Here is a 24,865-nt window from a genome sequence, read left to right as displayed (position 1 = left end):
GCCATATCGCACGGCTGTCGACACGAGGATTTCGCATATGGACACATCGATTGCCCGCCGCAACATCCTGGCGCGCATCCGCGCGGCACAAGGGCGCGAGCCTGAGCCCTCCGCTGCCGAGCGCGAGGCGGCTGCGGATTATCTGGCGCGCCATCCCGAGGGTCCGCGTCCGGAGATGCCGGCCGATCTGACCACGCGCTTCATCGAAGAAGCGCAGAGAATGGCCACCACGGTCGACACGGTCGACTCGCTGGGCGACGTGCCTTCCGCCGCGCATCGCTACCTCACTGAACACGCTTTGCCGCTGCAAGCGATCGCATGGCAAACCCTGCAAGATCTTCAATGGGCCGAAGCCGGCCTTCACGTCGAATTCCGCAAACCTGAAGACGGCGACGTAGTCGGTCTCACTGGCTGCTTCTGCGCGACTGCGGAGACGGGCACGCTTGTTCTGTTGTCCGGACCGGAAACCTACGCATCGGCAGGCTTGCTGCCGGAAACGCATATTGCAATCGTGCCGGCTTCGCGCATCGTCTCAGGACATGAAGAGGCATTTGGGCTGATCCGCAGCGAACGCGGTGAACTTCCGCGCGCGGTCAATTTTGTCTCCGGGCCGTCGCGCACCGGCGATATCGAACAGACTATCGTGCTTGGCGCACATGGGCCGTATCGGGTGCATGTGATCGTCGTGCGTGGCGCTTGAGCGTGGCGAGCGGCCAGGCCTCCGGCCGCGCACCGTCACTCGCGCAAATAAGGACTTCAAGAATATGAAACGACATGCCGTGTGGGCGAGCATGACGCTCGCTGCTGCTCTGACGTTGGCCGGGTGGCCTCAACTAGCATCGGCGGCTACGCTTGATGGCGCGACGCTGTCGGCGATGTGGGGCCTGCCGTTTGCGGGCGTGCTGTTGTCGATCGCGGTGTTTCCGTTGGTCGCACCGGCATTCTGGCATCACCATTTCGGCAAGATCGCGGCAGCGTGGGCACTGCTCTTCCTGGTGCCGTTTGCGCTTACCTTCGGCACGGGCGTCGCATTCGGAACCTTGGTGCACGCGGTGCTCGAAGAATACATTCCGTTCATCGTGTTGCTGACGGCGCTTTATACGGTCGCGGGCGGCATCTGCGTGCGCGGCAATCTGCATGGCACGCCGCGCCTGAATACTGCAATTCTCGCGCTCGGCACGCTATTGGCCAGCATCATGGGCACGACCGGCGCGGCGATGCTGCTGATCCGCCCATTGCTGCGCGCAAACGACAATCGCAAGCACGTCGTTCATGTGGTGGTGTTCTTCATCTTTCTGGTCGCGAACGCGGGTGGCTCGTTGTCGCCGCTCGGCGATCCGCCGCTCTTCCTCGGCTTCCTGCAAGGCGTCAGTTTCTTCTGGACCACCACGCATCTGGCGGTGCCGATGCTGTTTGTCTGCGTCGTGCTGCTGGCCGCGTTCTATGCGTTGGATTCGTACTATTTTCATCGGCGTGAAGAAGAGCGTTCGCGCTTTCTCGATCCGACGCCGGATTCGCCGCCGCTAGGCGTCGACGGCAAGATCAACTTCCTGCTGCTTGCGGCCGTGATTGCGCTGGTTCTGATGAGCGGACTCTGGAAATCCGACGTCGTGTTCGACGTTTTCGGTACGCACGTCGCGTTGCAAAATGCCGTGCGCGACGTCGCGCTGATCGGCGTCACCTTGCTCTCGCTGGCGTTGACGCCGCGCGCGGCACGCGCCGGCAATGACTTCAACTGGGCACCGATCGAAGAGGTCGCCAAACTGTTTGCGGGCATCTTCGTGACGATCGCGCCGGTCATCACAATCCTGCGCGCCGGCGAGGCGGGCGCGTTCGCCGGCATCGTCCATCTGGTCAACCCGTCCGGCCAGCCCCACGACCTGATGTATTTTTGGGCGACTGGCCTGCTATCGTCGTTTCTCGACAATGCGCCGACCTATCTGGTGTTCTTCAACCTGGCCGGCGGCGACGCGCAGACACTGATGACCACCGGCGCCACGACGCTCGCGGCGATCTCGGCCGGCGCGGTGTTCATGGGCGCCAACACGTATATCGGCAATGCACCGAACTTCATGGTGAAAGCGATCGCGGAGTCGCGCGGCGTTCGCATGCCGAGCTTTTTCGCGTATCTCGGCTGGTCGGTTGTGGTGCTGGTGCCGCTGTTTCTCGTCACCGGCTGGCTGTTTTTTTGACGCCTGGTTTCACGCTTATTCTGACGCCGAGGTCGTTGGACTCGACGCGCTATCCGGAGAATTGCAATGCAGAAGATCCTCGTCGCCCGCCCGATCTTTCCCGATGTGATCGAACGGCTCAAACAGTATTTCGATGTCGACTGGCACCAGGGTGAAGTCTTGCCCGCAGACGAGTTGACGCGCCGTCTCGCGGATAAAGACGGCGCGCTGACCGCGGGCGATCCAGTCGGCGCGGCGACGCTCGCCGCGGCGCCGCGTCTGCGCGTGGTGTCGAACATGGCGGTGGGCTACAACAACTTCGACATGGCTGCGTTCAACGCGGCGAACGTGCTCGGCACCAACACGCCGGACGTGCTGAACGAATCGACCGCCGATTTCGGCTGGGCGCTGATGATGGCCGCGGCGCGCCGCATCGCCGAATCGGAGCACTGGCTGCGCGCGGGCAAATGGCAGAAGTGGACCTATGACGGTTTTCTCGGCACCGACCTTTACGGCTCGACACTTGGCGTGATCGGCATGGGCCGGATCGGACAGGCGCTGGCGCGTCGCGCCAAGGGTTTCAACATGCAGGTGATTTATCACAACCGTTCGCGTGTCGCGCCGGAGATTGAGGCGGAGTTGAACGCGCAATACGCGTCCAAACAGGACCTGCTGCAGCGCGCCGATCACGTGGTGCTCGTCTTGCCGTACACGAAGGAAAACCACCATACGATCGGCGCAGCCGAATTCGCGCAGATGAAGCCGACCGCAACGCTCACCAACATCGCACGCGGCGGCATCGTCGACGATGCCGCGCTGGTCGAAGCGCTCCGCACGAAACAGATTGCCGCAGCGGGCCTGGATGTTTACGAAGGCGAGCCGCGTCTGAATCCGGATCTGCTGACGGTGCCGAATGTCGTACTGACACCGCATATCGCCAGCGCGACCGAAGCAACGCGCCGCGCCATGGCGAACCTCGCCGCGGACAATCTAATCGCGGCACTGGGCGAAGGTCCACGTGCCGGCCGGCCGCCGAATCCGATCAACCCCGAGGTCATCGGCAAGGCGCGTTCATGACAATGATTCTGGTGGCGGCCGTTGCCGTGCTGGCGGTCGCCTTGGTCATCGCGTTGGCGTTGCTGATGCGCGGTAGTCGCACTGACGGAAGCGAGCAGTTCGAGATTCTCAGCGAACGTATCGATACGGCGGCGGATGCGCAGTCGCATGCTTATGAGCGGCTCGAGCGGCAACTGCGCAACGACATCACGGAAACGGCGCGCGTCTCGCGCACCGAGCAGAGCAGTGGGTTCGCGCACTTCCAGCAAACGCTGGCATCGCAATTCAGCAGTATGACGACGGTGCAGGGCGGCAAGATCGATGGCTTCGCGCAGCAACTCGACGCCGTGCGTCACAGCTTGCAGCAGCAGGCGCAGCAGGCACGCGATGAGCAGGGGCGCACGCTCAAGCAGTTCGGCGACACGCTGACCCTGCAACTGGGCCAGCTCACCGAGTCGAACGATCGCCGCTTCGCCGAAGTGCGTGCGACCATCGAGCATCGGCTGAAAGACATCGAGGCGAACAACTCGACGAAGCTCGACGAGATGCGCCGCACCGTCGACGAAAAATTGCACGCCACGCTCGAACAACGCCTGGGCGAATCGTTCAAACTGGTGTCCGACCGGCTGGAGCAGGTGCATCGCGGTTTGGGTGAAATGCAGACGCTGGCGGCGGGTGTCGGCGATCTGAAGAAAGTGCTCACTAACGTCAAAACGCGTGGCACGTGGGGCGAAGTGCAGCTCGAAGCATTGCTCGAACAACTGCTCACAGCGGATCAATACGCAAAGAACGTCGCGACGATACCGAAGAGCGCCGATCGCGTCGAGTTCGCGATCAAACTGCCGGGCCGTGCGGAGGTGGGTGGTCCAGCCACCCCGGTCTGGCTGCCGATCGACGCCAAGTTCCCGCGCGAAGACTACGAGCGGCTGATCGAGGCCCAGGAGCGCGCCGATCCGGTTGCGGTGGAGGAGGCGTCGCGCGCACTCGAAGCGCGGATTCGCGCCGAGGCACGCACGATTGCAGAGAAGTACGTGTCGCCGCCGCACACCACTGATTTCGCGCTCCTGTTTCTGCCGACCGAAGGTCTGTACGCAGAAGTCCTGCGTCGGCCGGGCCTGACGGACCTGCTGCAACGCGACTATCGCGTGACGATTGCCGGCCCGACCACGCTGACCGCCTTGCTCAATAGCCTGCAAATGGGCTTCCGCACGCTGGCGATCGAGCAGCGGTCGAGCGAAGTGTGGCAAGTGCTCGGCGCGGTGAAAACGGAGTTCGGGAAATTCGGTGACGTGCTGGCCAAGACCAAGGCGCAGCTTGAAACCGTCACGCGTTCGATCGAAGCCGCGGAGACGCGCACCCGCGTCATGAACCGCAAGCTGCGTGACGTCGAGGCGTTGCCGGGTGAAGAGGCGAGCGGGTTGCTCGGCGATGCGCTAACGGGTGTGGATCCCGACGAGCAGTAGAGCCGGATGGTCGTCGGCTCGAACTCAAACTCAGTAAGCAGCTGCTGCGGCCAACTGTTCCAGCGCGTCGCCCGTCAGACGCACGACGCGCCAATCCGGCATCACTGTCGCGCCCAATTTTTCGTAGAAGCTAATGGCCTGCTTGTTCCAGTCGAGCACGGTCCATTCAAAGCGTCCGCATTGCCGCTCGACTGCCAGTGCCGCCAGCCTCGCGAGCATCGCGGCGCCTAGCCCGCTACCGCGCTGACCCGGTTGCACGTAGACATCTTCGAGATATAGTCCGCGCTTGCCGGCGAAGCTCGAGTAATTGTGGAAGAACAGCGCATAGCCGACGATGCGTCCTTCGTTTTCCGCCACCAGTGCTTCGATCGAGGGCCGCGCGCCGAACAGCGCGTCGCGCAATCCGTCTTCGGTCGCGACGAATACGTGCGTGAGACTCTCGAATTCGGCCAGCTCGTACGTCAGCGCGAAGATAGCGCCCGTATCCGCAGGCGTCGCGGCGCGGATCGTGGCGGGCATTACGCTTCTTCCGGCGCGTCGGTCAGTTGGATTTCGATACCGCCAAAGCGCGACGCCACCCAGTTGTAGGCGTGGCACGCAATCCACAGCAGGATGAAGCCGAGAATCGCGTTCAGCAGCAGCGCACTGAACACGGTGCTCAGTTCGACCGAGCCATAGCGGATGAACGCCACCAGCACGCCGAGCAGCACGATCGGCACCGAGAATGTCAGGTACACGAGGATAAGCGCTTTGGCCGTCTGTCCCGGTGCAATGAACGAGATCTGTTTTTTCATGTAAGTCAAACCCGTGTGTCGTAGTGGTAATGGGTAAAGCGTGCAAATGAGGCTGAAAGCGCGGCCGTAAAACGCCGCCACGCAAGCGTTCGGTCAGGCGTCAGATCAGGCCGTCGAACAACATGATATCGACGTGCTCGCCCTCGCCAATATCGGCTTCATCGTGCCCGAGAACGATGAAACAATTTGCTTCGCTCATCGAACTCAGCACGCCGGAGCTTTGCGAGCCGGTCGGCGTGACATGCCATTGGCCGTGCGCATCTTGCCCGGCGACGCCGCGCTGGTATTCGGTGCGGCCGGCGCGCTTGCGGATGGCCTGGCGGCTGGCGGCGCGCAAGACCGGCAGCGGCTGCGGCGTAGCGCCGGACATCAGCAGCAGCGCTTCGCGCACGATCTGGTAGAACGTCACCATCACGGCCACGGGATTGCCCGGCAAGCCGAAGAATAACGCGGGTAGCCCGAGACCCGGATGCGCGCCGGACCAGACGCGGCCAAAAGCGAGCGGCCGGCCCGGACGCATCGCGAGACTCCAGAAGGCGACGTCGCCGAACGTCTGCAGCAATTGCTTGGTGAAATCCGCCTCGCCGACCGAGACGCCGCCCGACGTCAACACCACGTCGGCGCTGGCTGCGGCGCTGCGCAATGCAGCCTCGAGCGCCGCGGGTTCGTCGCGCACCACGCCCAGATCGAGCGTATCCATGTTCAGGCGCCGAAGCATCGCAAACAGCGTGTAGCGGTTGCTGTCGTACACCGAACCCGGGTCGAGCGGTTCGCCGAGCGAGCGCAATTCGTCGCCGGTTGAGAAAAACGCGACGCGCAAGCGCCGCCGCACGTTGACTTCGCCAATGCCGAGCGAAGCCAGCAAACCGAGGTCCGACGCGCGCATGATGCGGCCGGCGCGTAGCGCGGCATGGCCGCGGGCGAGGTCTTCGCCGGCGAGGCGCCGGTTGGCGCCGGCTCGCAAGGCGTTGGCCGCAAAACGGATCGAGGTGGAATCGGCGCTGCGCTCGACAAGCTCCTGCGGCACGACGGTGTCGCAGTCAGCCGGCATGCAGGCACCCGTCATGACGCGTACGCATTGCGTCGTGTCGACGTGGCCCTGGAACGGATGACCCGCCAGCGCTTTGCCGGCGATCGTCAAATTGACCGTGGATTCACTCGTTGCCAATGCCGCGCTATTGAACGCGTAGCCGTCCATGGCCGAATTGTCGTGCGACGGGACGTTGATCGGCGAAACGATATCGGCTGCGAGCACGCGGCCGAGCGCATCGCGCAAGGGCACGCGTTCGACCGCCGTGACGGGCGTTGCCCATTGACGGACGATCGCCTGGGCGGCCGAAACAGGTAGCGCATGAGGATCGTACTGCGCGACGCAGCTGGAAAATTCGTTAAGCGTGGTCATGAAGGGCTGGACGTCGCGATCGGCGGCGGAAGCGGCTGTTGCCGTGCGGCCGGAGCGGGATTTCAACCGGGGCCTCAGCAACGCTCGAGGTCGGCGAGTTCTTGTAACGAATTGATATTGTAAAACGCGCGCTCGTCGGTAAAGGCGACTTCGACCGTCTTGTGGCGCGCGTACCACGCGCGAACCTTACGCTCGCCGGCGTCGAGAAAGGCCGCCAGGTCGTCGGCGAGACTCGTGCGCAGCAATGCGAACACGGGATGGAGCGAGACGTGGCCTTCGGCGTTCGTGGTCGTGACGGTGGCGATGTCGGCCTGATGCGAGCTCAGTGCCTGCGTGAGATGGGCGGCGAGATCGGCGGGCAGCCCGGGCGTGTCGCAGGGCGCGCTTAGCACGTACGCGGTGCCGGCCGCGCGCAGACCGGCGAGCAGGCCCGCCAGCGGTCCGGGGAAGCCGGGCAGGGTGTCCGCAAACACCTTGGCGCCGAACGGCGCGCCCAGCGCCGTATAGACCTCAGGGTGACGATTGGCGCTGATCAGGAGGGCGCCGGTTTGCGGTGCGAGCCGCTTCAGCACGTGAGCGGCGAGCGGCTCGCCGTGCAGCGTTTGCAGACCCTTATCGACGCCGCCCATACGCACGCCGCGTCCGCCCGCGAGGACCAGACCGGTGATGTGTTCGCGAGCCGGGTTCATGGGCGCGGCCGACTTAGCCGCCGATGTACGACATTTCCACGCGGCGGGCGTCCTGCGCGCGCGGTGCGGCTGCATTGCTGCCGCGCAATTGCGAATAACGGTCGCTGCGGCTTTGCCAGATTTCGGCGACGGCGGTGGCGATGGCGGCGTCGCTCGCGCCGCTGCGCAGCAACCCACGCAGATCGTGACCGGACGAGGCGAACAGGCACAGATACAGCTTGCCCTCGGTCGACAGACGCGCTCGCGTACAACTGCCGCAAAACGCGCGCGTCACGCTCGAAATCACGCCGATTTCGCCACCGCCATCCACGTAACCCCAGCGCTGGGCGGTTTCGGCTGCGCTGTGCGCTTCGAGCGGCATGAGCGGGAAATGCTCGGCGATGCGCGTCACGACGTCGGCGGAAGGCAGCACCTCGGTCATGTTCCAGCCGTTCGACGTGCCCACGTCCATGTATTCGATAAAGCGCAGCACCGCGCCCGAGCCTTTGAAATGCCGCGCCATCGGCACGATTTCGCCGTCGTTGGTGCCACGTTTGACGACCATGTTGACTTTCACCGGCGCGAGTCCCACCGCTTGCGCCGCGGCGATCCCGTCCAGCACGTCGGCGACCGCGAAGTCGGCGTCGTTCATGCGGCGAAACAGAGTGTCGTCGAGCGCGTCGAGACTCACCGTCACGCGGGTCAGGCCGGCGTCTTTCAGGCTGCGCGCCTTGCGCTCCAACAGCGAGCCGTTGGTGGTCAACGTCAGATCGAGCGGGCGGCCTTCCGGCGTGGTGAGTTGCGCGAGCCGTTCGATCAGGAATTCCAGATTTTTGCGCAGCAGCGGCTCGCCACCCGTAAGACGGATTTTCTCGACACCGTGCGCGACGAAGAGCCGCGCCAGCCGTTCGATTTCTTCGAAGCTGAGCAGTGCGCTATGCGGCAGGAACGCGTAATCCTTGTCGAACACCGCGCGCGGCATGCAGTAGACACAGCGGAAATTGCAGCGATCCGTCACCGAGATGCGCAGATCGCGCAGCGGGCGCGCCAGCGTGTCGTGCAGCGCGCCGCTGGGCGCCTGCACGGGGCCGGTAATGACCGGCACCGCGCTGAGATCGGCAACAGGGATGATGCGTCGGGACATGAATTGCTTCGCTTGATGCTTCGTTTCGGGCTGCTTAAGTGCCGGGCCTGGTGCTGCGACCGGTGCTGCGATTGGAACCTAGATATTCATTCTAGCGGAAATGCATCCGGCGGCTGCCGGCGCCAGGACGCCGTCCGGGTATACGGGGAGGGGCATAAAGCCCGTAATCGGACGGGGCCGCGGCGCCCATAAAACAAAAAGCCCGCCGGTGAGGGCGGGCTTTTTGCTTGGCGGCGGTTCGCTTACTGCGGATGCTTACCGGTTTCCACCATTTGCATCGGCGCGGTTTCGACCGGCGGCAATGCCTTACGCTCGCGACCTACGCGAACCGGCTTGGCCGCTTGCGCAGCCGCTTCCTGCGCGGCCCGCAGCTTGTCGGCGTCGGTGTTCACCCAGACGAGACCGGCTTGTTCCAGCACCGGCTTCAGGGCTTCAGCCGACACACCGGCATTACGTGGCGCTTGCGGCGCAGCAACTGCAACGGGCGTCGGCTCAATTGCTGCCGGTTCAACGACCGCTTCAACTGCCGGTGCGACCCCTGCCGCGACCGGTTGCGCTTCGAAGATATCGGCTTGCCGTGCCGGCTGGGCGGCCGGCGCTTCGACCACTGCTGCCGGAGCCACCGTTTCCACCGGAGCCGGTGCGGCTTGCGCTTCAACTACCGGAGCAACTGCCGGCGCTTCGACCCGAGTTTCAACCGGAGCTTCAAAGCGGGCGACCGGTTCGGCGAGCGAAACCGTCTCGCTGGCAGCCGGCGCAGCTTGCGCGGCTTCAACCGGCGCGGCAACGGCTTGCGCCACCGGCGCTTCCACGGCCCGCTCGACCGCAACCGGTGCAACCGGCGCTTCTGCGACCGGCACAACCGTTTCCGTCTTCGCAGCCTGCTCGGCGGCCAGCGCCGGCGTTTCGGTTACAGCGTGCAGTTCGCTGACCACAACGGTTTCCGTCGCGACAGCAGCAACAACCACTTCCACCGGCTTGACTGCAGCCGCTTCGTTGACTTCAGCCTTGTGCTCGACCGCTTGGTGCGCGGTGCGCACCGGTGCGTCATCGGTCACATTGATGTTGTCGCCTTCACCTTCCGCAACGTCCGCAGCCAGGTTGCCGTTCACGTCTTCTTCACGCTCACGACGACCACCACGACGGCCGCGACGGCGACGACGGCGCTCTTCACCTTCACGCGCCACTGCTTCCTGATCGACCGGCATACCGTTTTCGCCCAGGGCGGTCTGGTTTTGCGCCAGCTCTTCCGCCGTTTGCGCGTCGCTCTGCGTCAGTGCATCTGCGGCTTCCGGCTGCTGCTTGCGGCGTTCGCCACGTTCAGCGCGCTCGCCACGCTCACGGCGTTCGCCGCGTTCCTGGCGTTCACCACGTTCGGCGCGCGGTGCGCCCTCGACGGTTTCCGCACGATCGCTGCCGCGATTGTCGCGGTCACGGCCCTCGCGACCTTCACGCGGCTCACGAGCCTCGCGCGGTTCGCGGCCTTCACGGGCCTCACGCGGTTCACGCTGCTCACGGTTAGCGCGCGGCTCGCGCGATTCACGTGCTTCACGCGGCTCACGACCTTCGCGTGCTTCACGCGGTTCGCGTTCCTCGCGACGCTGCGACGGTTGCTGACCCTGAGCCTGACGGCCGCCGGTCGCGCCTTCGCCACGGCCCGTTGCATCGCGGCCGCCTGCGCCGCTACGGCGGTTGCGGTTGCGATCGCCGCCGCGTTCGCCGGTGCGCTCACCGCGCTCCGTGCGTTCGCCGCGTTGCGGACGCGTCTGCTTTTCGGTCGTAGCCGGTGCGACAGGCGCCGGCGCGGCCGGCTGCATGCCGAACAGATTCTTCAACCAGCCAATAAAGCCGCCGCCGGCCGGAGTGACAGCCACCGGTGCCGGGGTTACTGCCGGACGGACCGGCGCGCTCGGGGCCGGCTTCTCAGGCGTGATGCCCTTGACCGCGGCTTCCTGCTTCGGCTTCACTTCCTCGGCGCGCTTGCTGTAACCGGTTTCCGATTCCAGTTCACGGGCCGCTTCTTCGGCCATCTTCCACGAAGCGCGCGGCTCGTCGAGGCGCGCATCGTCGTGACGCAGGCGCTCGAGCTTGTAATGCGGCGTGTCGAGATGCTTGTTCGGGATCAGAACGACGTTGACCTTGAAACGCGATTCGATCTTGTTGATTTCGGCGCGCTTTTCGTTCAACAGGAAGGCGGTCACTTCGACCGGCACCTGGCAATGGATCGCCGCGGTGTTTTCCTTCATCGCTTCTTCCTGAATGATCCGCAGCACTTGCAGCGCGGACGATTCGGTATCGCGGATGTGGCCCGTGCCATTACAGCGCGGGCACGTCACATGGCTGCCTTCCGACAGAGCCGGGCGCAGACGTTGACGCGACAGTTCCATCAGGCCGAAACGCGAGATCTTGCCCATCTGGACGCGTGCACGGTCGTGCTTCAGCGCGTCTTTCAGGCGTTGCTCGACTTCGCGCTGGCTCTTGGCCGATTCCATGTCGATGAAGTCGATCACGATCAGGCCGCCCAGGTCGCGCAGGCGCAACTGGCGGGCCACTTCGTCGGCGGCTTCGAGGTTGGTGCGTGCCGCCGTTTCCTCGATGTCGGCGCCCTTGGTGGCGCGTGCCGAGTTCACGTCGATTGCGACCAGCGCTTCCGTGTGGTCGATCACGATGGCGCCGCCCGAAGGCAGCGGGACCGTGCGCGAATACGCGGTTTCGATCTGGTGTTCGATCTGGAAGCGCGAGAAGAGCGGCACGTCGTCGTGATACCGCTTCACCTTGCTGACATTATCCGGCATCACGATATCCATGAAGGCGCGAGCCTGGTCATGGATTTCGGTGGTGTCGATCAGAATTTCGCCGATATCCGGCTGGAAATAATCACGAATCGCGCGAATAACGAGGCTCGATTCGAGATAAATCAGCATCGGCTGGCCGCTCGAACCGCTTTGCGACGCGGCTTCGATGGCGCGCCACAGTTGCATCAGGTAGTTCAGGTCCCACTGCAGCTCTTCGGCGGAGCGGCCAATACCGGCCGTGCGCGCGATGATGCTCATGCCTTCCGGCAATTGCAGTTGCGCCATGGTTTCGCGCAGTTCCTGGCGGTCGTCGCCTTCGATCCGGCGCGATACGCCACCGCCGCGCGGGTTGTTCGGCATCAGAACCAGATACCGGCCGGCGAGCGAGATGAAGGTGGTGAGGGCCGCGCCCTTGTTGCCGCGTTCTTCCTTTTCGACCTGAACGATCAGTTCCTGGCCTTCGCGGAGGGCGTCCTGAATGCGCGCGGAGCGCATGTCGACGCCGTCACGGAAATACTGGCGGGCGACTTCCTTGAACGGCAAAAAGCCGTGGCGGTCCTCGCCGTAGTTGACGAAACAGGCTTCGAGCGACGGCTCGATGCGGGTGATGATGCCCTTGTAAATATTGCCTTTGCGCTGTTCGCGGCCGGCGGTTTCGATGTCGATATCGATGAGTTTTTGCCCATCGACGATGGCGACGCGCAGTTCTTCCTGCTGCGTCGCGTTGAACAACATTCGTTTCATTGAACGGCTCCAGGCGGCTTAGCTAGCCCTCAGCTGCGCGGTTGTCAGTCGCGAGAGCCACGAGGGCAGCGGCATGCCGCGCCTTATTGTGTTTTCACAAGCACGCTGGAGCGGGAAAAATGGCGGGAGAATTGCCTGAGAGGGCCCGGCCCCATTGAAAAATGGGCGCGGTGCCGCAGGGCACATGCGAACACGGCTTCAAATAACGACCCGACACGCCGCGGGTTCTGCCAGCAGACCTTCATAAGCCTTTCGTCCACTCGCGCCGGTGCGCCAACTGGGCGCGTGACCGGAGGGCCGGAGGCTGCGGTCATGCCGCAGCGGGAAGTTCGCGCAGTCGGCGCGTCTTTTCTCGCTGGGGGTGTCTCGCCTCATTTTGACGTCGCCATGTCTTGTATTTTCTACAAGACGCCTCGGGCGCACGCCGTATTTTCGCAACTCGCAGCTTCCTACAGCAGGGCGTCAGACCGCCCGATACCGAAGCTGAAAGTTAAATTCTTTTTTACCAAAATTCCGTTACCGTCGAAGCCGACCTTGACCGAACGCGCCTGTGGGCGCCGTCCCTGCCGGGCACTGACTTCGTGCGTGCAACATGTTGCATCTCATTTTCAGGGTGAGCAACCAGACCCCGGCGCAAGTAAAATAACGATTTATCGCTTGCACCTGCGCAATCCGCCCGAATTCCGGACACTGCGCCGGCCGCCGCAGACTGCTGGGCAAATTATATTCATAATGAAAGAGTTAGGCAAAATATCCCAGAAATCGGTCGCAAGCGACCAGGTCTCGATGATCGAGATCGATGACAGTGCGGCCGGACAGCGCATTGATAACTTCCTGTTGCGCGTCTGTAAGGGCGTGCCCAAAAGCCATATTTACCGCATCCTGCGTAGCGGCGAGGTGCGTGTGAATAAGGGCCGGATAGACGCGCAGTACCGCCTCGAGCTGGGCGATCTGGTGCGCGTGCCGCCTATTCGCGTCGCTCAACCGAACGAGGCGATCGCTCAGGTGCCAGTGCCGAGCGCCGATTTCAAAATTATTTTTGAAGACGAGCACATGCTCGTGATCGATAAACCGGCCGGCGTGGCGGTCCATGGGGGCAGCGGCGTGGCGTTCGGCGTGATCGAACAGATGCGCGAAGCGCGGCCCCAGGCGAAATTCCTCGAATTGGTGCATCGGCTGGACCGTGAGACCTCCGGCATCCTGATGCTAGCCAAGAAGCGCTCCGCGCTGGTCAATCTGCACGAGCAGATTCGCGAGAACAAGATGGATAAGCGCTACTATGCGTGCGTCCACGGCGAATGGGCGAGCGACTGGGGCCGCCGCCGCGCGGTCAAGGAGCCGCTGCATAAGTATTTGACTGCGGACGGCGAGCGACGCGTGCGTGTCCAGGCCGACGGCCTCGCGTCGCACACGGTTTTCAATCTGATCGACCGCTGGCCGGAGTACGCGCTGCTCGAGGCGGAACTGAAGACCGGCCGCACGCATCAGATCCGCGTCCATTTGCAGCATCTGGAACTGCCGATCGTCGGCGATGCCAAATACGGCGACTTTGCGCTGAACAAGGCGCTGGCGCGCGCTAACGCGAAGCCAGGTCTAAAACGCATGTTCCTGCACGCATACCGCCTTAAGCTGACGCATCCGGCAACTGGCGCGCCCGTGCAGTTCGAGGCGCCGCTGCCGGCCGAATGCCGCAGTTTCGTGGCGCAGCTCAATGAATTACGTGAATCACAAAATGGGTCAAACCCGGAGACGACACCGCATGGCTAGAGAGCAATTTGATCTGATCGTCTTCGACTGGGACGGAACGCTAATGGATTCGACCGCGCACATCACGCGCAGCATCCAGTCGGCGTGCCGCGATCTCGGTCTGCCGGTACCCGCCGATGAGGCCGCCAGCTATGTGATCGGCCTCGGCCTGCGCGACGCGCTGCAAATCGCCGCGCCTACGCTCGATCCGTCCGACTACCCGCGTCTGGCGGAGCGCTATCGCTTCCACTATTTAGTGAAGGATCAGACCACCGAGCTGTTCGTCGGCGTGCGCGAGATGCTGCAAGAATTGCGCGATCTGGGTTATCTGCTGGCGGTGGCGACCGGCAAGAGCCGCGTCGGGCTGAATCGCGCGCTCGACCAGTCGCGTCTGACGAGCCTGTTCGACGGCACTCGTTGTGCGGACGAAACCTTCTCGAAGCCGCATCCCGCGATGCTGCACGAGCTTACGCGTGAACTGGGGCAGGATCCGGCGCGCACGGTGATGGTAGGGGATACGACGCACGATCTGCAAATGGCGATCAATGCGGGCGTCGCGGGCATTGGTGTCACATACGGCGCGCATCCTGCCGGCTCGTTGACGGCTTTGTCGCCGAAATTTGTCGCCTCGAGCGTGACCGACCTGTCCGGTTGGCTGCGAGAGAACGCATGAGCACGGGTATAACCGAGGCGGCGACGGAAGCGGTTCGCATTTGCGCGTCCGAAGAACTGGTCGATGGCGGCGCCGGTGTACGGCGCGCGGCCAGGCTCGGTGGTGGCGACGTCGTGGTATTTTTTGTTCGCTATGATGGCCGTGCATACGGCTATTTGAATCGCTGCGCCCACGTGCCCATGGAGCTCGACTGGGCCGAAGGGCAGTTCTTCGAATCGTCCGGTTTATACTTGATGTGCGCCACACATGGCGCGATTTACGCGCCAGATACGGGCAAATGCGTCGGCGGCCCGTGCCGTGGCGGCCGCTTGCGCCCCGTCCAGGTTGATGAGCGGGATACACCTGAAGGCCGTGCCGTGTTCTGGCTGCCGGACGGCGAACTGCGCCCGGCCACCCCCTGATTTTTCTCCTCTTCGATCTTTCCACTGCACCGCATGTCCGACAATTTGACTCCCGAACCGAAAGAACCGTCCCTGACAGGCCGCCCCCGCACGCCTGCCGATGAGCCGGGCTGGGAGCGCGCCGCGCTCGAGCGCATCGCGCTTGCGGCCATCACCGAGCAACGCGCGGCACGGCGCTGGAAGATCTTCTTCCGGTTTGTGTTCCTGATCGTCCTGCTGCTGGCGGTATGGGGCGCGTTCGATTTCTCGGGCGACAAGGTAACGACCACTGGCCGGCATACGGCCATGATCACGCTTGACGGCGAAATCTCCGCTGATACGAACGCGAACGCGGAAGATATCAACACCGCGCTGGAAAGTGCGTTCGACGATGCGGGTACGGCAGGCGTGATCCTGCGTTGCAACAGCCCGGGCGGCAGCCCGGTGCAGGCGGGCATTATCTACAACGAGATTCGCCGGCTGCGCGCCAAGTATCCGTCGATCCCGTTGTATGTCGTGGTCGGCGACATGTGCGCGTCGGGCGGCTATTACGCGGCCGCGGCGGCCGACAAGATTTACGTGGACAAGGCGAGCATTGTCGGTTCGATTGGCGTGCTGATGGATAGCTTCGGCTTTACCGGCTTGATGGACAAGCTGGGGATCCAGCGCCGCCTGCACACTTCGGGTGAGAACAAGGGCTTTTTCGACCCGTTCTCACCGGAAACGCCGAAGATGGACGAACATGCGCAGGATATGCTCGACCAGATTCACGCACAGTTCATCGACGCCGTGCGTCAAGGTCGCGGCAAACGCCTGCACGAAACGCCGGACATGTTCTCAGGCCTCTTCTGGACGGGGCAGAAGAGCGTCGAGCTGGGGCTTGCAGATGGTCTCGGCGACGCGGATTACGTTGCGCGCGATCTTTTCAAGGCGCCGGATATCGTCGACTACACGGTCAAGGAGAGCATTACGGACCGCGTGGCGCGCAAGTTCGGTGCGGCAGTCGGCAGTGGCGCCGTTCACGCGATGGCGCTTGGCGGGAAGATGAGCTTGCGGTAATTCAATATGGAAAAAGCCCCGTGCGATCGAGTGCTGATCGCGCGGGGCTTTTTTTGCTTTTTGCCGTTAGTAAACAGCGACCGATCGGCAAGCTGATCGGTTCGAGCCGCGGCAGCGGTCAGACGGCGAGGATCAGGAAAATTGCCGGCCGTTTGTGGAGATCGATAGCCGGTTTCTTTTTCCAGTCGGCCACAGTACGGCTGGCGATGGTTTCCGTTTCCAGCGTCAGATCGACGGCGACGCAGACCAATGTGGAGGGCGCGCACGTCGCCAGCAACGTGTCGAGCAGCGGCTTATTCCGATAGGGCGTCTCGATAAATATCTGCGTTTGTTTGGCTTTGCGCGACTGCTGTTCCAGGTCGCGCAGGCGCTTGGCCCGTTCAGTGGCGTCGACCGGCAGATAGCCGTGGAACGCAAAACTCTGGCCATTCAGGCCGGAAGCCATCAACGCCAGCAGAATCGAGCTCGGCCCGACAAACGGCACGACCTTCACGCCGCGCTCATGCGCTCGGCGCACCAGCAGGGCGCCCGGATCGGCGACCGCCGGGCAACCGGCTTCGGAAACTAGGCCGGCATCCGTCCCCGCCAGCAAAGGCGCGAGCAGTTTGTCGATCTCACCGGCCGGCGTGTTGACGTTCAGTTCGCGAATCTCGATTTCCTGGATCGGTTTTTCGGTGCCGACCTTCTTCAGGAAAGCGCGGGTGGTTTTCGCATTTTCGCCGATGTAATAGCTGAGCGAGGCCGCGCGGGCGCGCACCGGCGCGGGCAGGACGGCGTCGAGGGCGTCGGCATCGCCTTCGCCGAGTGTGTTCGGGATCAGATATAAGGTGCCGCTCATTGCGCCCCCAGGAGTGGATAGCCCACCGCAAGCAGCATGCGCGACAGTGCAATCAGCGGCAATCCGATCAGCGCGGTCGGGTCGTCCGAGTGAATGGCTTCGAGCAGCGCGATGCCGAGGCCTTCGGATTTTGCGCTGCCTGCGACGTCGTAGGGCATTTCGGCAAGCAGATACGCCTCCAGCGCGGCGTCCGGGAGGTCGCGGAATTGCACGCGAGTGATGATGTCGGCGGTTTGCGCCGCCCCCGAACGGCTGTCGAATAGGCACAGCGCACTATGAAACAGCACTTCGCGGCCGCGCATTGCCTGCAACTGGGCGAGCGCCTTGTCATGCGAGCCGGGCTTGCCGATCTGCAGGCCGTCGTAAGTGGCGACTTGATCCGAGCCGATGACAAGTGCGGCTTCACTGGCGCCGAACTTGGCTGCCACCGCGCGGGCTTTTGCCTCGGCGAGGCGCAGGGCCGTCACTTCGGGCGTTTCGCCGGCGAGCGGCGTTTCGTCGATTGCCGGGACGACGACTTCGAACGGAATCCGCAGGCGCTCGAGCAGTTCTCGACGATAAGGTGAACTCGACGCCAGGATCAGGCGTGGCGGGCGATTGAGGGAATCTGGCATGTGCAACCAACGGCTAGAGAGGCGGGTCGTACGAGGCTGTGCGGGTGGCGCACGTGTACGGGCTTAAGTGTTTGACTCGAAAAGACAAAACGGATATGATTTCGGGCTTTTCATCGGTATGCTATTGCACAGGCGGGCTACTGCTTAGGTAACGCGCTCTGGCAACACCGAGCAATACCGGGCAGCGCATGAGTTCCGCGGACTGCTTTGCAAACCGATTTACCCCCGGCGAAATCCTTGCCGACGCAGGAGCGCACATGACTCAACATCCTGGCAACCCTGCTGGTCTGTCCGACCCGCACGATATCGATCTGTTCGAATTTGCGCGGAGTGGGCGTCAGGCCGCGGGTGTCGTGCGCGTCTCGCAACTGCCGCGCATGTTAAACGAAGTCCCGGTTGAAGCGCCAGATCGCGATACCGCGTTCACGTGGCAAGCCGAAGGGGCGACGCAGCCGGAATTGCAGGACGACGGCACCGAGGGTCCGCAGCCTTATCTGAGGCTGGCGATTCACGGTGCTGCATGGCTCGAATGTCAGCGGTGCATGACACCGTATCTGCAGGCGTTCAATGTCGATGCAACTTACCGGATCGTCAGCACTGAGGCGGAAGCCGAAGAGTTTCCGCTCGACGAGGATGAAGTCGAAGTGATCGTGGGCTCGCGCCAGTTCGATCTCATCGACTTGATCGAAGAAGAGTTGCTGCTTTCCTTGCCGCTCGTGCCCAAGCACGAGGTGTGTCCTGAAGTGCACGAGAGCCTTGTCTCTGGTGTGGCTGGAGCAGAAGGCGAGGGCGACGAGGCTGCGCCGGACGAAGCTGGTGAGGGCGCTGAGCCCGAACGGCCCAATCCGTTTGCGGCGCTCGAAAGTCTCAAGCGCGGTGAGCCGGGCGACAAGAAGCACTGAACAGTTGCATGGGAGCGCGAAGCGGGCGCATTGGCCATTCGGTCAATGGCGGACACCGGGTCGGGCTGTGTTAGAATTCGGAAAATTTTTAGGAGTTAGTCATGGCAGTTCAACAAAATAAGAAGTCGCCGTCGAAGCGCGGCATGCACCGTTCGCACGATTTCCTGACGGCAGCGCCGCTGGCCGTGGAACCGAGCACGGGCGAAGTGCATCTGCGTCACCACGTTAGCCCGAACGGCTACTATCGCGGCAAGAAAGTCGTCAAGACGAAGAACGACTAATCGTTTCACTGCGTTGCGCCCCTTGGCGTTTCGCGTGGCGATCGGCTCGCTTGACATTTTCCCGGCTCGGCAAAAAGGCGGCATTCATCTGCCGCTTTTTTGTGTCGATCGCAGTTGGCGCTTTAGCGCTTACTGTGGTTCCATGCAGGGCGCCTGAAATTCGTCGCACTCCATGACAGTAAAGCTCACGATAGATTGCATGGGAGGCGACCACGGCCCGTCCGTGACCGTTCCCGCAGCCGTCAACTTCGTTCGTTCGCATCCCGATGCTGAGCTGCTGCTCGTCGGCATTGAAAGTGCGATTCGTGCGCAGCTGAAGAAGTTGAAGGCTCAAGACCTGCCGGCGCTGACCGTCGTACCTGCTTCCGAGATCGTCGCCATGGACGATCCGGTCGAAGTCGCGCTGCGCAAGAAAAAAGACTCATCCATGCGCGTGGCGCTCAATCGCGTCAAGGAAGGCGAGGCGCAAGCCTGCATTTCCGCCGGCAATACCGGCGCGCTGATGGCGGTCTCGCGTTATGTGCTGAAAACGCTGTCGGGCATCGAACGCCCGGCCATTGCGTCGGCACTGCCCAATCCCAATGGCTACACGATGATGCTCGACCTGGGCGCCAACGTCGATTGCGAGCCGCAGCATCTGCTGCAGTTCGCGGAGATGGGGCACGCGCTCGTGTCCGCGCTCGAGGGCAAGGAGCGGCCCACCATCGGCCTGCTCAACATTGGCGAAGAAGCCATCAAGGGCAACGACACCATCAAACGCGCCGGCGAACTGCTGCGCGCGAGTACACTTAACTTTCACGGTAACGTTGAAGGCAACGACATCTTCAAGGGCACGGTCGACGTGATCGTCTGCGACGGTTTTGTCGGCAATGTCGCGCTGAAGACGTCGGAAGGCCTCGCGCAGATGCTCTCCAACATCATCAGGGAAGAGTTCGGCCGCTCGTGGCTCACCAAGGTGATGGCGGTGCTCGCGTTGCCGGTATTGATGCGCTTCAAGAAGCGCGTCGATCATCGGCAATACAATGGCGCCGCGTTGCTGGGCCTGCGTGGGCTGGTGATCAAAAGCCACGGTTCGGCGGATGCCTACGCGTTTGAGTGGGCTATCAAACGCGGGTATGATGCCGTCAAAAACGGCGTGCTGGAACGCCTTGCGCGAGCAATGGAAGAGAATGCAGGTTCTCTCGAACAGGCAGCGCGCGATGCAAGCGGTGCGGGTCACGCAAGCCCGATCGCAGGCCAGCCAGCCGAGCCCTACGCTGCGCAATCCTCGAAGGCATAATGGCTCAATCGACAATTTATTCCCGCGTGCTGGGCACCGGCAGCTACCTGCCGCCCGGGCGCGTCACCAATCAGGATCTGGCCGAACGTCTCGCCAAGCAGGGTGTCGAGACGAGCGACGAATGGATCGTTGCCCGCACGGGCATCCATGCGCGCCACTTCGCCGAACCCGATGTCACTACCAGCGATCTGGCGCTCATCGCCTCGCAACGCGCGATCGAAGCGGCGGATATCGATCCGCAATCCATCGATCTGATCATCGTTGCAACCTCCACGCCTGACTTTGTGTTTCCGAGCACGGCGTGCCTGTTGCAGAACAAGCTCGGCATCAAGAATCACGGCGCGGCATTCGACGTGCAGGCCGTCTGTTCGGGCTTCGCTTATGCGGTGGCAACGGCGGACAGCTTCATTCGTAGCGGCCAGCATCGCACGGCGCTCGTGATCGGCGCGGAAACCTTCTCGCGCATTCTCGATTTCAAGGACCGCACCACCTGCGTGCTGTTCGGCGACGGCGCCGGCGCGGTGATCCTGCAGGCGTCCGAAGAACCGGGCGTGCTGGCGAGCGCTCTGCACGCCGACGGCAGCCATTCGAACATTCTCTGCACGCCGGGCAATGTGAACGGCGGTGTGATCGAAGGCAGCGCGTTCCTGCATATGGACGGCCAGGCTGTGTTCAAGCTCGCGGTCAATGTGCTCGAAAAGGTCGCGGTCGAGGCACTTGCAAAAGCGAATCTGTCGGCCGAGCAGATCGACTGGCTGATTCCGCATCAGGCCAATATCCGCATCATGCAAAGCACCTGCCGCAAGCTCGGCTTGCCGCAGGAACGCATGGTCGTCACGGTGGGCGAGCACGGCAATACGTCGGCTGCGTCCATTCCGCTCGCATTCGACGTCGCGGTGCGCGACGGCCGCATCAAGCGCGGCCAGAACGTGCTGATCGAAGGCGTCGGCGGCGGCTTCACCTGGGGCGCGTCGGTTATCCGCTACTGATAGCGGCGACGTTATGGCGAGCGCTCTTTGCGGCGCTCGGCTACGCTTGAGCGCGCTTGCCATCAATCGGGCGCGCCACCCACATCTGACAACATCGATTTTGGGGACGATATGAAATTTGCGTTCGTTTTTCCTGGGCAAGGTTCGCAGTCGGTTGGCATGCTTAACGCATTCGCCGATCACGCGGTCGTGCGTGAGACGGTTCAGGAAGCGTCCGACGCGCTCAATCAGGACCTCGGCAAGCTGATCGCCGAAGGCCCCGCCGAAGATCTGAACCTCACCACCAATACCCAACCGGTCATGCTGACCGCCGCGTACGCGATTTACCGCGCGTGGCAGCAGGCCGGCGGCCCGAAGCCGGCTATCGTCGCCGGTCATAGCCTCGGCGAATACACCGCGCTGGTCGCGGCAGGCGCGATCGCGTTTCGCGATGCCGTGCCGCTCGTGCGTTTTCGCGCGCAAGCTATGCAAACGGCCGTGCCGGTCGGCGTCGGCGGTATGGCCGCGATTCTCGGCCTCGATGACGATACGGTCCGCGCGGTTTGCGCCGAAGCGTCGGTCGCGGGTGTCGTCGAAGCGGTGAATTTCAACGCGCCGGCGCAAGTCGTGATCGCGGGTCACAAGGCCGCTGTCGAAAAGGCCTGCGAAGTTGCGAAGGCGAAGGGCGCCAAGCGCGCGTTGCCGCTGCCGGTGTCGGCGCCGTTCCACTCGTCGCTGTTGAAGCCCGCGTCGGATCAATTGCGCGAGTATCTGGCCAGCGTCGACGTGCAGGTGCCGTCGATTCCGGTGATCAACAACGTCGACGTCGCGGTGGTCAACGAGCCGGCAAAGATCAAGGATGCGCTGGTGCGTCAGGCAGCCGGTCCGGTGCGCTGGGTCGAAAGCGTGCAGGCAATGGCTGCGCAAGGCGTCACGCATGTGATCGAATGCGGCCCGGGCAAGGTCCTCGCGGGCTTGACGAAGCGTATCGACGGCAATCTGGTCGGCGCTTCGGTGTTCGACCCGGCTTCGCTCGAAGAAACGCTCAAGCTGGTGACGGCGGGCTAAACGCAGCCTCCTGGGGCGCCAGCAGGGCACCAGGCCTGACATCAAGAATCAATCAGCCCTCCGAAAGGGCATTCGGACTGACAGATGGAAAAGACTCTCGACAAGCAAATCGCAATCGTGACGGGCGCATCGCGCGGCATCGGCCGTGCGATCGCGCTGGAACTGGCGCGCCAGGGCGCGACGGTGATCGGCACGGCAACCAGCGAAAGCGGCGCGGCAGCGATCAGCGAAGCCTTTAACGCGGCTGGCGTAAGCGGCCGCGGCGCGGTGCTCAACGTCAACGACGCCGCCGCAGCCGAAGCGCTGATCGACGGCACCGTGAAGGAATTTGGCGCGCTGCACGTGCTGGTGAACAACGCCGGCATCACGCAGGACCAGCTCGCCATGCGCATGAAGGACGACGACTGGGATGCGGTGATCGACACCAATCTCAAGTCGGTCTTCCGTCTGTCGCGCGCAGTGCTGCGTCCGATGATGAAGGCCAAGGGCGGCCGGATCATCAACATCACGTCGGTGGTCGGCTCGGCCGGCAACCCCGGGCAGGTCAACTATGCAGCCGCGAAAGCGGGCGTAGCAGGCATGACGCGTGCGCTGGCACGCGAGATCGGCAGCCGAGGCATCACGGTGAATTGCGTGGCGCCAGGCTTCATCGATACCGACATGACCAAGACCCTGCCGGAAGAGCAGCAAGCCGCACTGAAGACGCAGATTCCGCTCGGCCGCCTCGGCAGCCCGGACGACATCGCACACGCTGTGGCGTTCCTCGCGTCGCCGCAAGCGGGCTATATCACCGGCACGACATTGCATGTGAACGGCGGAATGTACATGTCGTAACCAAATTCGGTTACTATCCGCGCCTTGACGCGTTTGCAAAAGCGTAAGGCGCATGCCTTGACAGGAACCCGATGCGCCGCTTTTTTGCCGGGTCAAACCTGATAAAATGCGCGCACCTGTATTTTTGAACTTCTTTTCCCTTGGAGGGGTAATGGACAATATCGAACAGCGCGTCAAGAAGATCGTCGCAGAACAACTGGGCGTTGCAGAAGCTGAGATCAAGAACGAAGCTTCGTTCGTGAACGACCTCGGCGCCGACTCGCTCGACACCGTTGAACTCGTGATGGCCCTCGAAGACGAATTCGGCATGGAAATTCCGGATGAAGAAGCCGAGAAGATCACTACCGTTCAGCAAGCGATCGACTACGCTCGCGCGAACGTCAAGGCCTAAAGTCATTCGCGCCTGCGTTTCTGCGTTGGCGGCGTATGACGCCCTGCCGTGTCGGTTTCCGACGCCAGCAGGGCTGGCGCTTTTTGCCGTGCAGGAGCCAGCGATGTTGACAGCGCAACTTTTCGCGCGATTGCCGACTTTCAAGAAAACGCCGGGCCGCCCCAAGTTTTCTTGCCCCTCTCGGGGGGACCTGGTGCGAAGCGCCGGGGGTAGGGGGCGGCTAACAGCCACAGGGCACACAGGGCAGGTTCCTGTGGCCGCTGTGGCTTTTGTGCTTTTGTCATCTATGAAAAAGGGGTTACCGTGAGCCGCCGTCGTGTTGTTGTTACAGGCCTGGGGCTGATTTCGCCTGTTGGCAATAATGTTGCCGACGGCTGGGCCAATCTGGTCGCCGGCAAGTCGGGTATTGCCAATATCACGAAGTTCGATGCGTCGAACTTCTCGACTCGTTTCGCCGGCGAGGTGAAGGGCTTCAACATCGAGGACTACATCCCCGGTAAGGAAGCGCGCCACATGGATACGTTTATCCATTACGGCGTCGCGGCCGGCATCCAGGCGATGCAGGACAGCGGCCTCGAAGTCACCGACGAAAATTCGGAGCGCATCGGCGTGGTGGTCGGTTCGGGCATCGGCGGTCTGCCGATGATCGAAGCGACGCAAACCGAGCTGCTCAATCGCGGCCCGCGCCGTATTTCGCCGTTCTTCGTGCCGGCATCGATCATCAACATGATCTCCGGTCACCTGTCGATCAAGTTCGGCATCAAGGGTCCGAATCTCGCCATCGTTACCGCGTGTACCACGGGTCTGCACTGTATCGGCGAGGCTTCGCGCCTGATCGAATACGGCGACGCCGACGTGATGATCGCAGGCGGTGCCGAATCGACCGTGTCGCCGCTCGGCGTCGGTGGCTTTGCGGCGGCGCGTGCGCTGTCGCAACGCAATGACGATCCGGCAACGGCGAGCCGTCCGTGGGACAAGGATCGCGACGGTTTCGTGCTGGGCGAAGGCGCCGGCGTGATGGTGCTCGAAGAGTACGAACACGCGAAGGCACGTGGCGCGAAGATTTATGCCGAAATCAGCGGCTACGGGATGAGCGGCGACGCCTATCACATGACCGCTCCGCTGGAAGATGGCGACGGCGCGCGCCGCTGCATGCTGGCCGCGCTGAAGAATGCAGGCATCAATTCGGATCAGGTGAATTACCTGAACGCGCACGGCACGTCCACGCCGCTGGGCGACCTGGCTGAAACCACCGGCATCAAGCGCGCTTTCGGCGACCACGCCAAAGACATGGTCGTGAATTCGACCAAGTCGATGACAGGTCACCTGTTGGGCGGCGCCGGCGGTCTGGAGTCCGTGTTCACCGTGCTCGCCGTGCATCATCAGGTGTCGCCGCCGACGATCAACATCTTCAATCAGGATCCCGCCTGCGATCTCGATTACTGCGCCAACACCGCGCGGGAGATGAAGATCGACGTCGCGCTGAAGAACTCGTTCGGGTTCGGCGGCACGAACGGCACGCTGGTCTTCAAGCGCGCCTGATCGCTTGCTGACACGCCAGTCGAAAACGCCGGCTTGCCCGGCGGTTTCCCTCG

The 24,865-nt window shown here is 62.9% G+C and carries 24 protein-coding genes; 16 read left to right on the top strand and 8 right to left on the bottom strand.

What is annotated here, in order from left to right; translation table 11 throughout:
* Positions 1–37 precede the first annotated feature (37 nt).
* The 4 genes from M0D68_RS24850 to M0D68_RS24835 all read left to right on the top strand — a co-directional run bounded on the left by M0D68_RS24850 (position 38) and on the right by M0D68_RS24835 (position 4,690).
* Complete coding sequence (locus tag M0D68_RS24850; RefSeq protein ID WP_093640530.1) at positions 38–700, top strand: lactate utilization protein C; 663 nt, start codon at positions 38–40, stop codon at positions 698–700.
* A gap of 64 nt (positions 701–764) precedes the next feature.
* Positions 765–2,192 carry a sodium:proton antiporter gene (locus M0D68_RS24845; RefSeq protein WP_200618360.1) on the top strand — a complete coding sequence of 476 codons (1,428 nt, stop codon included), beginning with the start codon at positions 765–767 and terminating at the stop codon, positions 2,190–2,192.
* Positions 2,193–2,258: 66 nt separating this feature from the next.
* The gene (locus M0D68_RS24840) at positions 2,259–3,248 is read left to right on the top strand and encodes a D-glycerate dehydrogenase (protein WP_093640524.1); all 990 of its coding nucleotides are present in this window, start codon (positions 2,259–2,261) and stop codon (positions 3,246–3,248) included.
* On the top strand, positions 3,245–4,690 hold the full coding sequence (locus tag M0D68_RS24835; RefSeq protein ID WP_200618361.1) for a DNA recombination protein RmuC: 1,446 nt from the start codon (positions 3,245–3,247) through the stop codon (positions 4,688–4,690). The genes M0D68_RS24840 and M0D68_RS24835 overlap by 4 nt, the downstream gene beginning before the upstream one ends.
* A gap of 30 nt (positions 4,691–4,720) precedes the next feature.
* On the opposite strand, the gene M0D68_RS24830 is transcribed toward M0D68_RS24835, so the two are convergent.
* From M0D68_RS24830 to M0D68_RS24805, 6 genes are all read right to left on the bottom strand, one after another.
* Positions 4,721–5,209, bottom strand: a complete 489-nt coding sequence (locus tag M0D68_RS24830; protein ID WP_200618362.1) for a GNAT family N-acetyltransferase — start codon at positions 5,207–5,209, stop codon at positions 4,721–4,723.
* Positions 5,209–5,484, bottom strand: a complete 276-nt coding sequence (locus M0D68_RS24825; protein ID WP_054036190.1) for a hypothetical protein — start codon at positions 5,482–5,484, stop codon at positions 5,209–5,211. The genes M0D68_RS24830 and M0D68_RS24825 overlap by 1 nt, the downstream gene beginning before the upstream one ends.
* A gap of 100 nt (positions 5,485–5,584) precedes the next feature.
* The gene (gene glp, locus M0D68_RS24820; protein WP_093640675.1) at positions 5,585–6,886 is read right to left on the bottom strand and encodes a gephyrin-like molybdotransferase Glp; all 1,302 of its coding nucleotides are present in this window, start codon (positions 6,884–6,886) and stop codon (positions 5,585–5,587) included.
* 74 nt (positions 6,887–6,960) lie between these two features.
* Positions 6,961–7,575: a molybdenum cofactor guanylyltransferase MobA gene (gene mobA / locus M0D68_RS24815; RefSeq protein WP_200618363.1), complete on the bottom strand. Its 615-nt coding sequence runs from the start codon at positions 7,573–7,575 to the stop codon at positions 6,961–6,963.
* A gap of 13 nt (positions 7,576–7,588) precedes the next feature.
* Positions 7,589–8,698: a GTP 3',8-cyclase MoaA gene (moaA, locus tag M0D68_RS24810; RefSeq protein ID WP_200618364.1), complete on the bottom strand. Its 1,110-nt coding sequence runs from the start codon at positions 8,696–8,698 to the stop codon at positions 7,589–7,591.
* Positions 8,699–8,940: 242 nt separating this feature from the next.
* Positions 8,941–12,237 carry an Rne/Rng family ribonuclease gene (locus M0D68_RS24805; RefSeq protein WP_266225640.1) on the bottom strand — a complete coding sequence of 1,099 codons (3,297 nt, stop codon included), beginning with the start codon at positions 12,235–12,237 and terminating at the stop codon, positions 8,941–8,943.
* Between the two features lie 732 nt (positions 12,238–12,969).
* On the opposite strand from M0D68_RS24805, the gene M0D68_RS24800 reads away from it, so the two are divergent.
* The 4 genes from M0D68_RS24800 to M0D68_RS24785 are packed head-to-tail and all read left to right on the top strand — an operon-like array spanning position 12,970 to position 16,095.
* Positions 12,970–14,004, top strand: a complete 1,035-nt coding sequence (locus M0D68_RS24800) for an RluA family pseudouridine synthase (RefSeq protein ID WP_200618437.1) — start codon at positions 12,970–12,972, stop codon at positions 14,002–14,004.
* Positions 13,997–14,656, top strand: a complete 660-nt coding sequence (locus M0D68_RS24795) for an HAD-IA family hydrolase (RefSeq protein ID WP_200618366.1) — start codon at positions 13,997–13,999, stop codon at positions 14,654–14,656. The genes M0D68_RS24800 and M0D68_RS24795 overlap by 8 nt, the downstream gene beginning before the upstream one ends.
* The gene (locus tag M0D68_RS24790) at positions 14,653–15,057 is read left to right on the top strand and encodes a Rieske 2Fe-2S domain-containing protein (protein WP_200618367.1); all 405 of its coding nucleotides are present in this window, start codon (positions 14,653–14,655) and stop codon (positions 15,055–15,057) included. Before M0D68_RS24795 ends, M0D68_RS24790 begins: the two co-directional genes overlap by 4 nt.
* Before the next feature lie 33 nt (positions 15,058–15,090).
* Entirely contained in the window at positions 15,091–16,095 is a 1,005-nt protein-coding gene (locus M0D68_RS24785) for a S49 family peptidase (RefSeq protein ID WP_200652966.1), read from the top strand.
* 118 nt (positions 16,096–16,213) lie between these two features.
* On the opposite strand, the gene M0D68_RS24780 is transcribed toward M0D68_RS24785, so the two are convergent.
* Both M0D68_RS24780 and M0D68_RS24775 read right to left on the bottom strand, forming a co-directional pair.
* Positions 16,214–16,933, bottom strand: coding sequence for an SAM-dependent methyltransferase (locus M0D68_RS24780; RefSeq protein ID WP_200618368.1), 720 nt, complete (start codon positions 16,931–16,933; stop codon positions 16,214–16,216).
* Entirely contained in the window at positions 16,930–17,547 is a 618-nt protein-coding gene (locus M0D68_RS24775; RefSeq protein WP_200618369.1) for a Maf-like protein, read from the bottom strand. The genes M0D68_RS24780 and M0D68_RS24775 overlap by 4 nt, the downstream gene beginning before the upstream one ends.
* Before the next feature lie 257 nt (positions 17,548–17,804).
* Between M0D68_RS24775 and M0D68_RS24770 the strand changes: the two genes are divergently transcribed.
* The 8 genes from M0D68_RS24770 to fabF all read left to right on the top strand — a co-directional run bounded on the left by M0D68_RS24770 (position 17,805) and on the right by fabF (position 24,812).
* The gene (locus M0D68_RS24770) at positions 17,805–18,449 is read left to right on the top strand and encodes a DUF177 domain-containing protein (RefSeq protein WP_256455413.1); all 645 of its coding nucleotides are present in this window, start codon (positions 17,805–17,807) and stop codon (positions 18,447–18,449) included.
* A gap of 101 nt (positions 18,450–18,550) precedes the next feature.
* Positions 18,551–18,730, top strand: a complete 180-nt coding sequence (gene rpmF / locus M0D68_RS24765) for a 50S ribosomal protein L32 (protein WP_006051932.1) — start codon at positions 18,551–18,553, stop codon at positions 18,728–18,730.
* A 172-nt stretch (positions 18,731–18,902) separates the two neighbouring features.
* Positions 18,903–20,009, top strand: coding sequence for a phosphate acyltransferase PlsX (plsX, locus tag M0D68_RS24760; protein ID WP_200618371.1), 1,107 nt, complete (start codon positions 18,903–18,905; stop codon positions 20,007–20,009).
* Positions 20,009–20,998 carry a beta-ketoacyl-ACP synthase III gene (locus M0D68_RS24755; protein ID WP_093640482.1) on the top strand — a complete coding sequence of 330 codons (990 nt, stop codon included), beginning with the start codon at positions 20,009–20,011 and terminating at the stop codon, positions 20,996–20,998. The genes plsX and M0D68_RS24755 overlap by 1 nt, the downstream gene beginning before the upstream one ends.
* A gap of 111 nt (positions 20,999–21,109) precedes the next feature.
* A complete protein-coding gene (gene fabD / locus M0D68_RS24750; protein WP_093640479.1) occupies positions 21,110–22,045 on the top strand; it encodes an ACP S-malonyltransferase in 936 nt (311 codons plus the stop codon).
* Positions 22,046–22,129: 84 nt separating this feature from the next.
* Positions 22,130–22,879 carry a 3-oxoacyl-ACP reductase FabG gene (gene fabG, locus M0D68_RS24745; RefSeq protein WP_093640475.1) on the top strand — a complete coding sequence of 250 codons (750 nt, stop codon included), beginning with the start codon at positions 22,130–22,132 and terminating at the stop codon, positions 22,877–22,879.
* A 151-nt stretch (positions 22,880–23,030) separates the two neighbouring features.
* Positions 23,031–23,270 (top strand): acyl carrier protein, encoded by a 240-nt coding sequence (gene acpP / locus M0D68_RS24740; RefSeq protein ID WP_004197638.1) that lies wholly within the window; start codon positions 23,031–23,033, stop codon positions 23,268–23,270.
* Positions 23,271–23,573: 303 nt separating this feature from the next.
* Positions 23,574–24,812: a beta-ketoacyl-ACP synthase II gene (gene fabF, locus M0D68_RS24735; RefSeq protein ID WP_093640472.1), complete on the top strand. Its 1,239-nt coding sequence runs from the start codon at positions 23,574–23,576 to the stop codon at positions 24,810–24,812.
* Positions 24,813–24,865 lie beyond the last annotated feature (53 nt).

The organism is Paraburkholderia sp. SEWSISQ10-3 4 (assembly GCF_030464785.1).
Classification (GTDB): Bacteria; Pseudomonadota; Gammaproteobacteria; order Burkholderiales; family Burkholderiaceae; genus Paraburkholderia; species Paraburkholderia aspalathi.
The sequence above is the reverse complement of the archived record's forward strand: the minus strand, read 5'-3'. Positions and strand labels throughout refer to the sequence as shown.